This window comes from Microcoleus sp. BM001215392 (assembly GCF_036700185.1).
Classification (GTDB): domain Bacteria; phylum Cyanobacteriota; class Cyanobacteriia; order Cyanobacteriales; family Microcoleaceae; genus Microcoleus.
In genome coordinates this window covers 37,289-50,690 of record NZ_JAUBOJ010000002.1, presented here as the reverse complement: position 1 = coordinate 50,690, position 13,402 = coordinate 37,289, and the positions used below count along the sequence as shown (strand labels likewise).

Here is a 13,402-nt window from a genome sequence, read left to right as displayed (position 1 = left end):
TCTCAATCAACATGATAATTTACCTCACAAGTTTCTGCGGAACTAAATAAGTAACCGCCAAAGGAAACAATCGCGGCGTTGGATTAGCAAATCTCGCCCTAATCATCCCCGTTTCCTGTTCAATCTCGCGAGGAATTTGCTCAATCCTCAACTTTAAACTACTGACATTTCGCTCAAGCTGTGCCTTTTCTTCTGTATTAAATAACTCCAATTGCTTAAACTCCGGTTCAACAAACTCTTTTTCAATACTAAGCTTTAACTCAGTTAAAATAGCCGTAATATCCGCCACCTCTTTATCAGCCCGGTTCTGCAAATCCCGCTGTAAACTAGCAGTTCTCTCACTCATCCGCGCCTGCAAATTTTTCAGCAATTCATCGGCATAATTCGGCCAAAAATTTGCAAATTTTTGTTGAACGCTATCTGGCGCTGCGTCTGGTAAAACTGCATTTAACGCCTTTTGCAATTGCATCACTTTCAACCGGGTAAATTTCCCATCCTTCAAGATTCCCCCCGCCGCAATCACCTCTTCATGTAACCGTTGTTGGTCGGTTCCTAAAATCACCAATCTACCATAAGCAACCACCGCCGGAGTTTCCAACCCCGAACTAGCAGAAACTAACCTCGCCGTCACGCGATGCAAGCATTTTCTTTCCTCCCCAGACCACACCTCAGCCCGCAACAAGCGCAAACACATTTGTACTAACCGATGATTCAAATGTGCTAACACCACATTATCTTTACCCTGGGCTAATTCTGGGTCAAAAACAATGGGGCGAATCACCTTGGTATGGGGATGGGCTAACCCTTCGCTACACATCGCCCAACTGCTTTTTAGGGCTGGTAAATAAAAAGCTTTTCCCTTTAAACCTGCTATCTGAGTTTCTATCAGTGGCGGTTGTTCTGCTAACTCTAACCCAATTTTTACTACTGATTCTATATTATCAGGAGTCAACCGTAAATTTTGGCGAGTTTCGTTTAATTGTTCCCGCAATTTATCAATTTGTTCTCTTACTTTGCGCTCAAACTTTAACATCCGCCGCACAGGTTCCGATTCCCGTTCAGATTTGCTAGTATCTAAAGTTGTCCGATATCCTAACATTGCTTCTTCTACCTGTTGGGCAATCACCATACCCACTTTACCCAAATCTTCTCTGATATTATTAACTTTTAATGCCGCCCGCATTAAAAATTCTAAATCACCTTCTAAATCACCCGGTTTAGTTCCCGTTACCGAATTTTGTTTATAATTTTTGCCGACAAAATGATAAACTAAAACTTCCTGAGCTTTTTGTCCGTGACGGTCAATTCTGCCATTCCGCTGTTCCATCCGATTCGGATTCCAAGGAATTTCATAATGAATCAACTTAGAACAATAATTCTGTAAATCTAACCCTTCCGAAGCTGCATCAGTTGCCAGTAAAATCCGCACAGGGGAAATATCAGGGTCGGTTTGAAAAGCTGCTTTGACTTTTTCCCTATCTTCCGAAACCATGCCGCCATAAAGAGTCATCAATCGGTCTCCTTCGATTAATTTTTCGGCTGCTAATAAATTATACAACCATTTTTGAGTGGCGCGATATTCGGTGAAAATAATAACCCGTTGATTTGACCATTTCCCATTAGGTTTGATCTGAGTATGAATCCAATTCAATAACTCTTGAGCTTTGGCATCCGGTCGTTTGGCGGCATCTTCTGCCCAGTCTCGCATTTCTTGTAATAATTGTTGTTCTGCGGCCGAAAGTGGGCGAAACAATCTGCTAGTATTAGTAATTGCCTCATCGGTTGCTTCTTCGTAAACCGCATCATCGGCGAATTCTTCTTCAACTTGTTCTAATTGACGGCGTAAAATTCCCTCAGTTGGTCGTGATAAAGTGGTAGCAATCCGGCGGCGGGCTGAAGTCAGAGATTTTTCGTGCTGGGCTAAGGTAATCGCAAAAGCTTCTGGTGAAGAAAACAAGCGTTTCTTTAACAGTTTTAAAACAAATTCAGTGGCATACTTTTCTGTATTATCTGCCACACCTTTACCGCGTAATTCGGTGTAATGTTTTAAAGCTGCGTGCGCCCTCCGTTCTGCGGCGGGATAATCTACTAAAATAGGGGCTAAATTCCTTACTGGAAATAGAGGCGAACCATCCCAGTTTTGCATCTCCTGTTTCAGTCGCCGCACCATGACAACTTGCAGTTGGTTTTTGTCAGGAGAAACACCCCTAGCAAATCTTTGGGAGTCTAACAATTCTAATAAAGCGGTGAAACTTTCGGGATAACCGTTATGGGGAGTTGCAGTTAAAAATAATTTGTGTTCAAAATGAGGAACTAATAATCTAATTGTAGTCGTTCGGAGCGAGTCAACTGCATATTTTCCGCCGCCGGATGGTGCGACGTTGTGCGCTTCATCGACAATCAGCAAGTCAAAACGGCGGGGATAGAGGGGTTCGCCTTCGGCGGGTAGGAGTTCGCGAAAAAGACGCAGGGGGCGATCGCGCTTGATAAAATCGATCGAGGTAATCAATCTGGGAAAATGCTGCCAAGGATTAACATGAATCCCGCGAGAACGCCGTAACTCCTTCATCAGATTACTATCCACAATCCGGAAATCCAAACCAAATTTATCCCGCATTTGGTCGCGCCATTGAATTTGTAGCGCTGAAGGGCAGATAATCAAAATACGGCGGCAACGATGGCGAATTGTCAACTCCTGCGTGACTAATCCCGCCTCAATGGTTTTCCCTAATCCTACATCATCAGCAATTAGTAAGTTAACGCGGGGCATTTGAATGGCACGCACAACGGGGTCAAGTTGATAATCTTCAATATCAATACCGCTGCGAAAGGGAGATTGTACAGTACGAATATCAGCAGTTGAAGCGCCCCCCCAGCGTACCGCATCCAAAAAAGCGTCTAATTTAGCGGGTTCATCAAAACCTGTAGGTGGCGGTAGTTCCATCCGTTCGCGAATAAAAGCCCCCGGTTCTAATTCCCAGATTACCTGTAATTCTTCTCCCAAAGCATCATCTTCCACAGAGGAAAGCATCACCAGGTTTTGCAACTGCTGTAACCCTGGCAGCATGGGATTAACAGGTATGGCAGTTGGACGTATTTCGGTGACGACGTATTGGCGCGATCGCACTTTGACTAACTGACCCAGTTCTGGAATTGCTCTAGTTAAACTCATACCATCCTCTGGAAAACTTTGGCACTACTTCCGTCTGTGTGGCACTGTTTTAAGTTGGTGCAACTTTTTTGATGAGATAAAGAGTGCGATCGCAACCTAACAATTTTCTCAGCTTTTAGTCCCGTATTGTTATTGTACCCCATGCTATCTTTATATAAACATTACTGTAATCGCCCTTGAGTACGATTAAAAAAATAGCACATTTCAAGGGCGATCGCGCTTGCGCTGACTCGATGGCTCCGGCGTAGCCAGCCACAGGCATCGCCCTTAAACTCTAAAGTGCCATTCACCAAATATAAAATGGGTTCACTTAGTAACAAAAACCCGGTGCTTTGCACGACTACAACTCACGTACATAAGCTGATTGTGCTCTCGAATACTGTCGCGGTATTCTTTGACAAATTGAGCTTTTTGACTAGGGAGAAGTTGAGCGAGATACAGCAATTTACTAGCGACTTTCCTGCCGATATCACTGCTATCAATTCCCACCTCCGTGAAAGTAGAGCCTTGAGAATTGTGTACAGTAATTGCCCAACAATTTCTCATATCTGCAAAGATTTCACAATGGTCGTACCATGCCTTCCATAAGCTCGGATTGCTTTTAGCATTTTGCAGCAACCTAGCATTGTCCTGTTGGAATCGGCAAGCGTCACTTTCGTGGAGGATGTAAATTTGGCGTTGGTCGCCTGCATCGGTTTTAACCTGGAGATTCCAGGCTTTATACCCAGAGTACCTATCCTCTTGAAATTCGGCAATTTCCACTTCTGCTGATGTGGGCAGGATGACGGTTTTGCCGTCGGGAGCAATAACGGGAGCTTTAGCAATCAACCTCTCTCCAATAATAAATCTGGGAGCATTTTTTCCGTAGATTTTGGCTCTGATTTTGCTATTCCAGTAGGCGACGCGCTCGTTAGTGTAGCAGAGGATGCGAAAGCAATCAGGGTCTTGAGGGAAAGTAGAAGAGAACTTTTTTAAGGCGTATTTCAGCAGCGTTTTTTCTCTGACTAAGAAGGCTCCGTTTTTTTTATCAAGGCTGAATTTGGAGAAGGGTTTGAACGCCTCTTTGCTCTTGACAGCCGTGCGGCAAGCTGTTACGAATTCTAGCAGGGGGCTGCCCGCACCTTGCCTGACGACCTCTGTTAAAACTGCTTTTTCAGGCACGCTGAAGGATTGAGATTTTTTCTCTTCTATGAAGCCATTATTAACAGGAGGCAATTGTGCGGGGTCGCCCATAACAATAAGCTGCCGATTGCTGCCGATGAGTAAAGCGCTAGCAATTCTTTCTTGAATAATATTCCACAGTTCTGCTGTAACCATACTGCACTCATCGAGAAAAATAGTGTCGTACAGGTGAAGGAAAGAAGGAGAAACTTGTTTGAGGATTTTGTTTTGCCCCTGTTTGACTGGAGCTAACCCCAATAGCTGGTGGATGGTCATAAAGTCTACTCCTCTCAGTCCTTTTTCAGCAGCCATCCGTCGCAATACGCCTACAGCTTTATTGGTGGGAGCGGTGAAAGCGACTCTCTTTCCGGCCCTGACTAATTGTTCTGCTACCAGGTTGACAAGGGTTGATTTTCCCGTACCTGCATATCCAAATAGCCCGAATACCCGTTTAGAACTTGCTACAAATTGTTCGAGGAGTTGGAGGGCGTTGTTTTGTTGAGAAGTTAATTGAAAATTCGGTTTTACCAGTGTTTGAATCATAGGGTTGGTTTCTTCCACTATCTTTCAAACACTAATCAGCGCTAGCTGAAATTTACACAATCATTAATTGATGGAGACGATAATAATAACTCTAACAGGACTTACGCATAACCTCTATATGTAGGGTGAGCCATAAGCACCTTACCGCTACCAATAGTTTATTTAAACACTTGGGGCGTAAATCTTGTATAATTTGTTCTGTTGATTTGACTGCTACTCAAATTTTCCATAGTTAGGACTTATGCACCCATCAAAAACTTTCCCAGTTATCAGTTGGATTGATAACTAGGAGAAATTGTGGAGAAGCGGAGTTATTAATCTAATGCAGGTACTTTGACTAATTCGACTTCAAAATAAGTTTTGCCCATCAATCTTGAGGCAAAACTGGCTGTTCTTGACTCTCAAAAATAATCACAAATGTGCGATTTTTAACCAACCGTTGCAAAACCCGCAGATGCTCATCTGCATCGTTTCTCTTGCGAAATCGCGCCACAACAATACGCTGGCAATTAGGAAGTAAGCGAATTAAGCACCACGGGTGCAACTTCTCAAAATAGGTCATTTTAACCTCCTGATAACAGTAACAAATTGTGTTTGTGTTTGATTACCTGCCATTACCTTAATTGAAACAATATTGTCAAAGACAGGTCACGGTGATATTGACAATTGACTATATTTGTGCTGAAACCAGCTCAAATTATTTTTTGATGCTGAAAAGGCTTGATGTATATAAAATCAAAAACAATAGTGGCGCGTCTATTTGGAAATGAGGCATTAGAAATCTCCTCAGAAACTCGCAGGGGAGTAGGGGAGAAGGGGAGAGGGGGAGAAGGGGAGAAGGGGGAGCAGGGGGAGCAGGGGAGAAAGAGTTTCTTTGATCCATAACGGGTGCTGGACCTCCGTGAAACGCTTTGAAGTTTATCAATTTGAGAAAACACGGGCAATTGTTCAATGCACTAATTTCAAGCAGACGCGCCACTACTAATGCACGCTATTATCTTCAGAAAGCCGACATAGCAAGGTTGCCAGTGTCTCTGGAATTTCCTCAAAATGTTCCAGCAGAAAGTCCATTACTGCCAGATGACGCAAATCGACAGGAGTAGGAAATCTTCGATTTTTTCCCTTTTTAAACCAACCCCGCACTGTAGAATTAGAACGGGAACAAATAAAAGCGATTTCCTCGTAACTCACCGCCCACTTGCCATAAAACTGCTTCGGCGTCATTCCCAATTGGCATTGGCTGTAAGCTGCAATTAAATTGCGCTCTCTATCTGTCAAAGTCTGCGGCTTTTTCATCCTCAAACCCCTCCAAATCTTCCTCCCGCGCCGTATCAAACTGACACCAAGCTGCGCTCTTGGAATTAGCAGCCAGCCAAATTATGTAGCACCACATCCAACAGTACCGACGCGGTTCGCAGTTGTAAAATTTGCCAATAACTATCCCCCAATCAGCTTCTTCGCCAACACCCGTCCAGCGCACCATGTCGCCGCACTCAAAGCGCGGCGTGTGAATTTGGGCAAAATTAGCAGGCAATTCGATTGAAGGTGGCATCCCCTTCAAATCTCTTAGCGGCAGCGCCGAAATCAAATCTCGACTTCCTTTTAAGATTGACATAAGTTCATAGCTGTGAATCGATTGCACCTGACTTTTTTTGACAGGTTTTTCGGCAAATTTCTTGATAAAGAAATTGCAGCGCGATATTCCCCTAAATCAATCAACTGAAATCAAGCTGTGTAAATTCCTTTCTCCGGCATAATTGCCCTGTTTTGAAGTTAAATGCTAAGCCGTGACCCGGGCAGGTTCCTAAATTAGGGTGCTTGGTATTTGGCAAAAGTTTATAACCTTTGTGGGGGCAAATATTACCAGGCAGCAAGGAGCAATTCGAGTAAGCTTCCTCCAAGCGTGGCAAGAAGTTGTAGTTTGCTGAAAGGATTGGTATATTGCGGTAGCACAAGCGCACCACTTGTTTTATTTCGATAACTTCACAAGCTAATTGAACTCGTGCTTGCCAATCTTCAGCAGTTTCCCCATCTGTGAAGAATAAGTTGATAAGTCGGTCATGCCAAAAGCGAAAGTCAAAGTGATAGTGGAGCGGTTCAAACTTGAGAATTTCTGCATCCGAGTGCGGTTGCTCAGGAAGTATAGGAATCCAGAAAGGGATGATTTTCCCTGGAAATCTTGATTCCCAACTGGGAGGACACCAGCTTTTTACGCATTGTACAAGCGCTCTTTCTCCAATGGCTACTACTTGATTCTGTGTTTTATTTTTGTTACGGAAATAGGCAGACTTTTTGGCCATTAATTAGTGTTGCTGGGAATTGGCACTAATACCAATCTCTCTCATAGTTACAAGGAAAGATTGCGTTCGCTTAATGGTAATGATTCTGTTGTCAATTTTTTTAATGGATGCCTTGCAAAAATCTTTGCAGTACAGAAATCGCTGTCCAATTACCTTTATTAGCAGCTTCGAGATATCGCCGGACCAAATCTTCAGTTACTTGTTGGTCAAGCCAATGCCCCAATTCCACTAGCTCCTGCTTTTGTTGTTGATTGTGCCCTGCCAACAACTCAAACATCCCCAACTTCTGCAACGTAGAAATGTCAAAGTTTGCCAGTTCTTCCTCAATCCTTTGCCGTTGCTGTTCAACTTCTTCTGGTGACAGAGTGGGCAGCGGTGGGTGCTGGATGTTGAGAAATTTCTCTACTTCTGGGTAATCTCCGACGTACATCTTTCCTTCCAAGCGATCGCACACAATTGCATGGGTGGGAAATTCATCATCGGAACCGAGGTGGTATGGTTCCAGATCGAGGGCGAGAGCGGGATGTTCAGTAAGTGGCTCGTACACGGCATAATAACTGAAGGTCCCTAACCCTCTACCATCAGTCCAAGTAGCTTTGCTGCCCATATAAAACATGGCGAAGTATCGGGAATCACCAACGATACCCACCATTTCTGGCAGCATGGGCGGTAATGGTACTGGCAGTAAATTCAAGTTGTTTCCGTTCATGGCGAGATAGCATCCCTCTTTGAATTTTGTGTGGTTAATTGAAAGGGAGCCAGTTAACTGAAATAGAAGTCAATCCTAATTCTTAACAGCTAACTGGCTTTTTTGAGGGCATCGCCCGTGATGAAGGCTTTCCTATGAATGTGAGAGTCCCTGCAAGTTGCTTCTGCAAGCTAGGTTCTTTTAAAGTGCGGGCGATCGCATAAGCTAATTGCAGTAAAGCTGAATATTGCTTTCGCGGTTCCGCTGCAAGCTGCAGCCTGGTTGGACAATTAGCCGTTGTAGAAGTTTCGTTAGCCCTTTCAAACGCTTGCTGGCGAAAGAGTGAGAATTGTTTGTGCTGCTGAGAAATGCAGCGAAGGTTGCCATCTGTTCTTGTGCCTCATCCATGAAGGCAATAGCTGGATTTTGGGCAGAAGTGTCCATCATCAACCGCTTTTAAGAAAATAGGTGAATGCGTTCGTTATTGTTAAGAATGGACGCAACTTAAATGAGCAGGTCACTCCCAATAGCGGCGATAGCCGCTCTTTGACAAGGCCAAACCTGTCTTGTACTGTTGACACTCCCCGGTCTAAAGACACGGGGATTCTTAAGACATTTCGATCTTAATATCCCTATTACTAGGGTTCCCAAACTCACCACAAAAGCTATTTGAGCGTGGTGATATTTTTTGGGCGTTTTGGCGACTAACTCGAACCTCTCCAGCAGGGCGGGCAGTGGCTAAGTTGAGAACGACTTTACCGACAAATTCATTGTCCGCTGCGATCGGTCGCTCACCTTGATAGATGCGGAAGCGAATGCTCTCTTGTCCGTCGCGCTGGGTGGTAAACGCTTGCGGTCCTTTGCGCCATTTGGTCGCTGGAATCTGTTCGTTGGCGCGAATGATAGCATCCATCTTGCCATTGGCTAGCTCAAGCCCCAAGGACAAAGGCGTAACATCCCACAATTTCACGTCTTCCTTGAGATAGCCGCACAGCCTTGCCCCCAGAACAGCCGCCCCCCTAGCGACTGCCTCATCTGGGTTGACAGAATCATTGATTGTTCAACCGTAGTGATCGCGCAGTGCTGCCTTGACTGCCGGAAGTCGGGTTTGCCCCCCAACTAGCAACACTTGGTCAATGTCACTTGGCTTCAGCCCTGCCTTTTCCAGAGTGGCATCGCAGATGGCTAAGGTGCGATCGATGAAGGGCTGCACCAGCGTTTCTAGCTCTATGCGGGTGAGAGTCGCCGAAAGCCCCAAAGCTTGATTATCCACCGTGAAGAGGTTCGGGGTGCTAATGGCGTATTCTGTGAGTTGCGTCAGTTCAATCTTGGCGGTTTCTGCTGTTGTGCGATCGCGAGCGATCGCACGCTAATGTCTCGTTCAAGGGGTAAGTCTACACCATGCTGCTGCTGGAATGCTGCCTTCATCCAGCTCACAATTGCCAAATCGAAATCGTCGCCTCCTAAGTGAGTATCGCCACTGGTAGCTTTGACTCGAAACAAACCCCGTTCAATCCGCAGAATCGAGATATCGAACGTGCCACAGCCTAAGTCGTACACGGCTACTGTTTGCCGTTGGGCACCCAAACCAAATGCCAAAGCAGCAGCAGTTGGCTCGTTAATAATCCGGGGAACCCGCAAACCCGCCAGTTCTCCCGCTTCCTTGGTTGCTTGACGTTGGGCTTCACTGAAATAGGCTGGGACGGTAATGACGGCTTGGGAGATTGTCTTACCCAAGACAGCCTCGGCATCTTCCTTGAGCTTGCGTAGGACTTGAGCGGAAATCTGGGGTGGGGTGAGGAGTTGCTCTCCGACTCGGATAGCGACTTTGCTCTGTTGGAATTCCTCAATGCTGTAGGTGACTTGCGTTTGGTCGTTGCGTACTCGTTCATCACGAAAGGTACAACCGATGAAGCGTTTGACGGAGTAGATGACTTGACTGGGATGGCTGGTGATGCACGAGAGTGCCGCTTTACCGACGATGGGTTGACGGGTTTCGGGGTCGAACATTACGACGGAGGGAGTTATGCGATCGCCTTCACGGTTGTGCAGAACTCTCGCCTGTCCTGTCTATGGCTCCCAGATGGCAATGGCTGAATTGGTTGTCCCTAAGTCAATCCCCAGGATATCTACCTTGTTCACCGCCTACTTCTCATTGAGTTCCTATCTCAAGTTAAACAACAATAATTGGACTTTGGACAAATTTCTCCGAAATCTCCGGAATCAGCCTGCACACTGCGGAAGGAATCTCAGTAACTATTGCTGAATCGTCTATACGGTTAAGCAATAGTTAACCTAATCCAATTGTGGGCGGTTTGAAATCTTAATTGGCTAGTTTCGACGACTTCCATCGCCAGTACATTCTCCTAAGATGACTTCGCTTAATTCAGAAACCTAATGGAAGACTGATAGCGGAGCGATCCTGACATCACCCAAGGATGGAGCATAATCCAATGGTTGCCCCGCAGAACGAGTATGCCTTTGACTATGATGTAATGATCCAAGCTGCTGAGAACTGGCAGCAACAGAAGGAGAAACGAGAACAGAGTATTAGGCTCCTGAAAGAAAAACGCTATGATGATGTCGAACCAAAGGAGCGCCTAGCCAAGCGTGTGAACCGCCTCTTGGGCAAGGTAAAGGAAGTGCTACCAATCAGATCGGAGGCGCTGTCCGAGGAACTCAGTGAATTGGTATACCATGAGGAGTTCGCGCCCGAGGAGATCGACAACGAACTTGTGGAGCGGATACTTGGCGAAACGCGTGACTTCCTATCTATAGAGTTTCTCGAAAAAGCCATGTATGTAAATCGATGTGTGGGTCGGATTGTCACACATCTAGGTAACGGACGAAAGGCGTTTGGCACTGGTTTTCTCGTCTCTCCCCAGCTACTGCTGACCAATCACCATGTGCTGCAATCTGCAGACCGTGCCGCAGACAGTGTTGTAGAACTTGACTACCAAGTTGACCGTTTCGGTCAACCACTGCCCCTTCAACAATTCAACCTTAACCCTGATGCTTTCTTTCTGAACGATAAGGGCTTTGACTTCGCGCTGGTCGCGGTCAAACCCACCTCACATCAAGAGAAACCCCTCACGGATTATGGCTGGTGCCCACTTATCCAGGAAGAAGGGAAAATCCAGCTAGGGGAATCAATTAACATCATCCAGCACCCTCGTGGGGAGATGAAGCAGGTCGTTATCCGGGAAAACAAATTGCTGGACTTGCTGGAGAAAGTGGCTCACTACGGAGCCGACACCGAGCCGGGGTCGTCTGGGTCGCCCGTGTTCAACGATCAGTGGGAGGTTGTAGCCCTGCATCACTCAGGTGTGCCGAGGATGGATTCTAAAGGCAGATTCCTCGATGTAAAGGGTAATGTCTGGAGAAAAGGCGACGATCCGAGCCAATTAGCTTGGGTTGCCAATGAGGGCATTCGCATTTCACGTCTCACAGATTTTATTACTAGCGCTAGCATTAGTCCGCATGAAGAGGAACTACGTGCTGAACTGTTAAATAGCCGTGACCCTTTGAGAGTGCGGCGCAAATCCCCTCTGAACCTTCATAAGAAAACGAAACCGGAAGTTAGCTACCCAAGAGGAACTGGTACGGATGAACATAGCGTAAATTTTTCTGCTCATCTCTCCTCTGGCAGCGTGACTATTACGATTCCGCTACAAATTACAGTCAGCTTGGGAGTACCGGATTGTTCTTTGCCTCAGAAAGCTGTTCGTGAAATTGAACGCGAGGACGATACGCTGGAAGCCATCGAGCCTGATCGCAACTACAACAATCGACCGGGATACGATCCGAACTTCTTGGGCTTCCCCGTAGCACTGCCGAAACTCTCGAATGCAATTCGCTCGAAGGCTTTCGAGGTTCCCGGTACGGCTGGAGGGAACAAATATGAGCTGAAGTACTACCACTTCAGTGTTATCATGAATCGCGAACGGCGACTAGCATTCGTAGCTGCGGTGAACTTCGACGCCTCTGCACCGTTCAAGCACAACCGGAAACAAGATAATGATCGTTGGTTCTTTGACCCTCGGGTTGATAAAAAAGCTCAGGCTGGTGAGGAAATCTACTCAAACAATCCTTTTGACCGGGGACACTTGGTAAGACGAGCAGATGCAGCGTGGGGTAAAACGCCCGAAGAGGCAAAACTTGCTAACGACGACACATTCCACTTCACAAATTGCTCTCCACAGCATGAAATCTTCAACCAAGCAACGAAAGCCAATGATAGAGGCTTACTGCTGTGGGGCAATATTGAAGACCATATTGCTCAACAAGCCCGCGATAATAACAAAAAGCTGTGCATATTCAACGGTCCTGTTTTTTATGCAGGCGATCGCAAATACCGAGGTCTGCGGCTTCCAAAAGAATTTTGGAAAGTGATTGTGTTTGAAAACGACGACGATAACCCTGTAGCTCTCGCTTTTCTGCTTAGTCAAGAGGAGTTAATTCGAGACCTTCCAGAGGAAGAGTTTGAAGTAGGTCCCTACAAGCCGTTTCAGGTTCAAGTTCGCGAAATAGAAGCCAAGACGAAGTTAGACTTTGGAAATTTACGCAACTATGACCCGCTTGAGGATGAGGTGAACGAGAGCTATTTTGAAGCTGGAACGGATTTCGTACCTCTGGCAAGGCTCAATGACATCGTTTTTTAAGGCAAAGTTACAGGTTACTGAAGGTTAACGCTACTCCACAGTACGTTTAGAACTGAAGAAATTATGGCAGAGAAAGTTGTTGCGCGGGAATATAAGGTTATGCTTCGAGCGGAGCAATTCGCGGGTGACGAGTCGAAGCTTTTGGATGCTGCAAACGGATTCTGGCGTGCTTTTACTCAAGCCATTAATCTGCTTGTCATCGATACAGACGGTAGCCTGAGAAAGATTACAGACAGGCGAATCATCAACTTTTACGATACAGATACCCACCTCCTATATAAGGGCAACGATTACATCCTTCGTGTGAGACGTAATACGAGTAAAGATGAACGGGAAGTAACTTTGAAATTCCGTCATCGAGACCGTTACATTGCTCAAGATCGGGATATGGATGCCCGTGAGGCGAGTCAAGAGAAAAAGTTTGAAGAGGACATCAAATCTCCCTTTACGGTGTTATACAGCTTCTCCACGACACAAGCGCTCGCAGCTACAAAGCATTTGAATACATTGAACGATGCGATTCAGCTTTATCCAGATCTGGCAGATAAGCTCACTAACTACACGGGAGAGGAAGCCATCCACACGGTTAAGCATCCTGTGCGCGAACTTGTTATCAAAGGGGGCAAATTTCAGATTAGGAGGGAACCCAAAGTCAATGCAGAGTGCGCTCTGATTGCCTGGTATGACGATAATGCCGAGAATCCCGTCGTGGTGGAGTTTAGCTTCCGATATGGCGATGAGAATGAGACCTATACCCGAAAGATGGCTCAACGAGCCTATGAGGTGTTCGAGGTATTGCAAAAACTTACGTCCTGGTTAGACCCCAACCCCAAGACAAAAACGGCGTATATTTACAACAACGATTGAGGCATCTGAT

The 13,402-nt window shown here is 45.9% G+C and carries 10 protein-coding genes and 2 pseudogenes; 2 read left to right on the top strand and 10 right to left on the bottom strand.

Annotated elements, in window-relative coordinates:
* Positions 1-19: 19 nt before the first annotated feature.
* From drmD to QT974_RS00495, 10 genes and pseudogenes are all read right to left on the bottom strand, one after another.
* Positions 20-3,172 (bottom strand): DISARM system SNF2-like helicase DrmD, encoded by a 3,153-nt coding sequence (gene drmD / locus QT974_RS00540; RefSeq protein WP_333466596.1) that lies wholly within the window; start codon positions 3,170-3,172, stop codon positions 20-22.
* A 306-nt stretch (positions 3,173-3,478) separates the two neighbouring features.
* A complete protein-coding gene (locus QT974_RS00535) occupies positions 3,479-4,876 on the bottom strand; it encodes an ATP-dependent DNA helicase (RefSeq protein WP_333466595.1) in 1,398 nt (465 codons plus the stop codon).
* 367 nt (positions 4,877-5,243) lie between these two features.
* The gene (locus QT974_RS00530; RefSeq protein ID WP_333466594.1) at positions 5,244-5,438 is read right to left on the bottom strand and encodes a hypothetical protein; all 195 of its coding nucleotides are present in this window, start codon (positions 5,436-5,438) and stop codon (positions 5,244-5,246) included.
* Positions 5,439-5,857: 419 nt separating this feature from the next.
* A complete protein-coding gene (locus QT974_RS00525; RefSeq protein WP_333466593.1) occupies positions 5,858-6,172 on the bottom strand; it encodes a helix-turn-helix domain-containing protein in 315 nt (104 codons plus the stop codon).
* Positions 6,144-6,491 carry a hypothetical protein gene (locus QT974_RS00520; RefSeq protein WP_333466592.1) on the bottom strand — a complete coding sequence of 116 codons (348 nt, stop codon included), beginning with the start codon at positions 6,489-6,491 and terminating at the stop codon, positions 6,144-6,146. Before QT974_RS00520 ends, QT974_RS00525 begins: the two co-directional genes overlap by 29 nt.
* A 100-nt stretch (positions 6,492-6,591) precedes the next feature.
* Positions 6,592-7,176 carry a hypothetical protein gene (locus QT974_RS00515; protein ID WP_333466591.1) on the bottom strand — a complete coding sequence of 195 codons (585 nt, stop codon included), beginning with the start codon at positions 7,174-7,176 and terminating at the stop codon, positions 6,592-6,594.
* A 100-nt stretch (positions 7,177-7,276) separates the two neighbouring features.
* A complete protein-coding gene (locus tag QT974_RS00510; RefSeq protein ID WP_333466590.1) occupies positions 7,277-7,885 on the bottom strand; it encodes a hypothetical protein in 609 nt (202 codons plus the stop codon).
* A 204-nt stretch (positions 7,886-8,089) separates the two neighbouring features.
* Positions 8,090-8,311: a hypothetical protein gene (locus QT974_RS00505; RefSeq protein WP_333466589.1), complete on the bottom strand. Its 222-nt coding sequence runs from the start codon at positions 8,309-8,311 to the stop codon at positions 8,090-8,092.
* 160 nt (positions 8,312-8,471) lie between these two features.
* A pseudogene (locus QT974_RS00500) lies at positions 8,472-9,185 on the bottom strand (Hsp70 family protein).
* Positions 9,182-9,919 (bottom strand): annotated as a pseudogene (locus tag QT974_RS00495) (Hsp70 family protein); the annotation flags it as partial. The pseudogenes QT974_RS00495 and QT974_RS00500, both read right to left, overlap by 4 nt.
* A gap of 398 nt (positions 9,920-10,317) precedes the next feature.
* Here QT974_RS00495 and QT974_RS00490 point away from each other — a divergent pair.
* Both QT974_RS00490 and QT974_RS00485 read left to right on the top strand, forming a co-directional pair.
* The gene (locus QT974_RS00490; RefSeq protein ID WP_333466588.1) at positions 10,318-12,525 is read left to right on the top strand and encodes a DNA/RNA non-specific endonuclease; all 2,208 of its coding nucleotides are present in this window, start codon (positions 10,318-10,320) and stop codon (positions 12,523-12,525) included.
* 63 nt (positions 12,526-12,588) lie between these two features.
* The gene (locus QT974_RS00485; RefSeq protein WP_333466587.1) at positions 12,589-13,392 is read left to right on the top strand and encodes a hypothetical protein; all 804 of its coding nucleotides are present in this window, start codon (positions 12,589-12,591) and stop codon (positions 13,390-13,392) included.
* Positions 13,393-13,402: the final 10 nt, after the last annotated feature.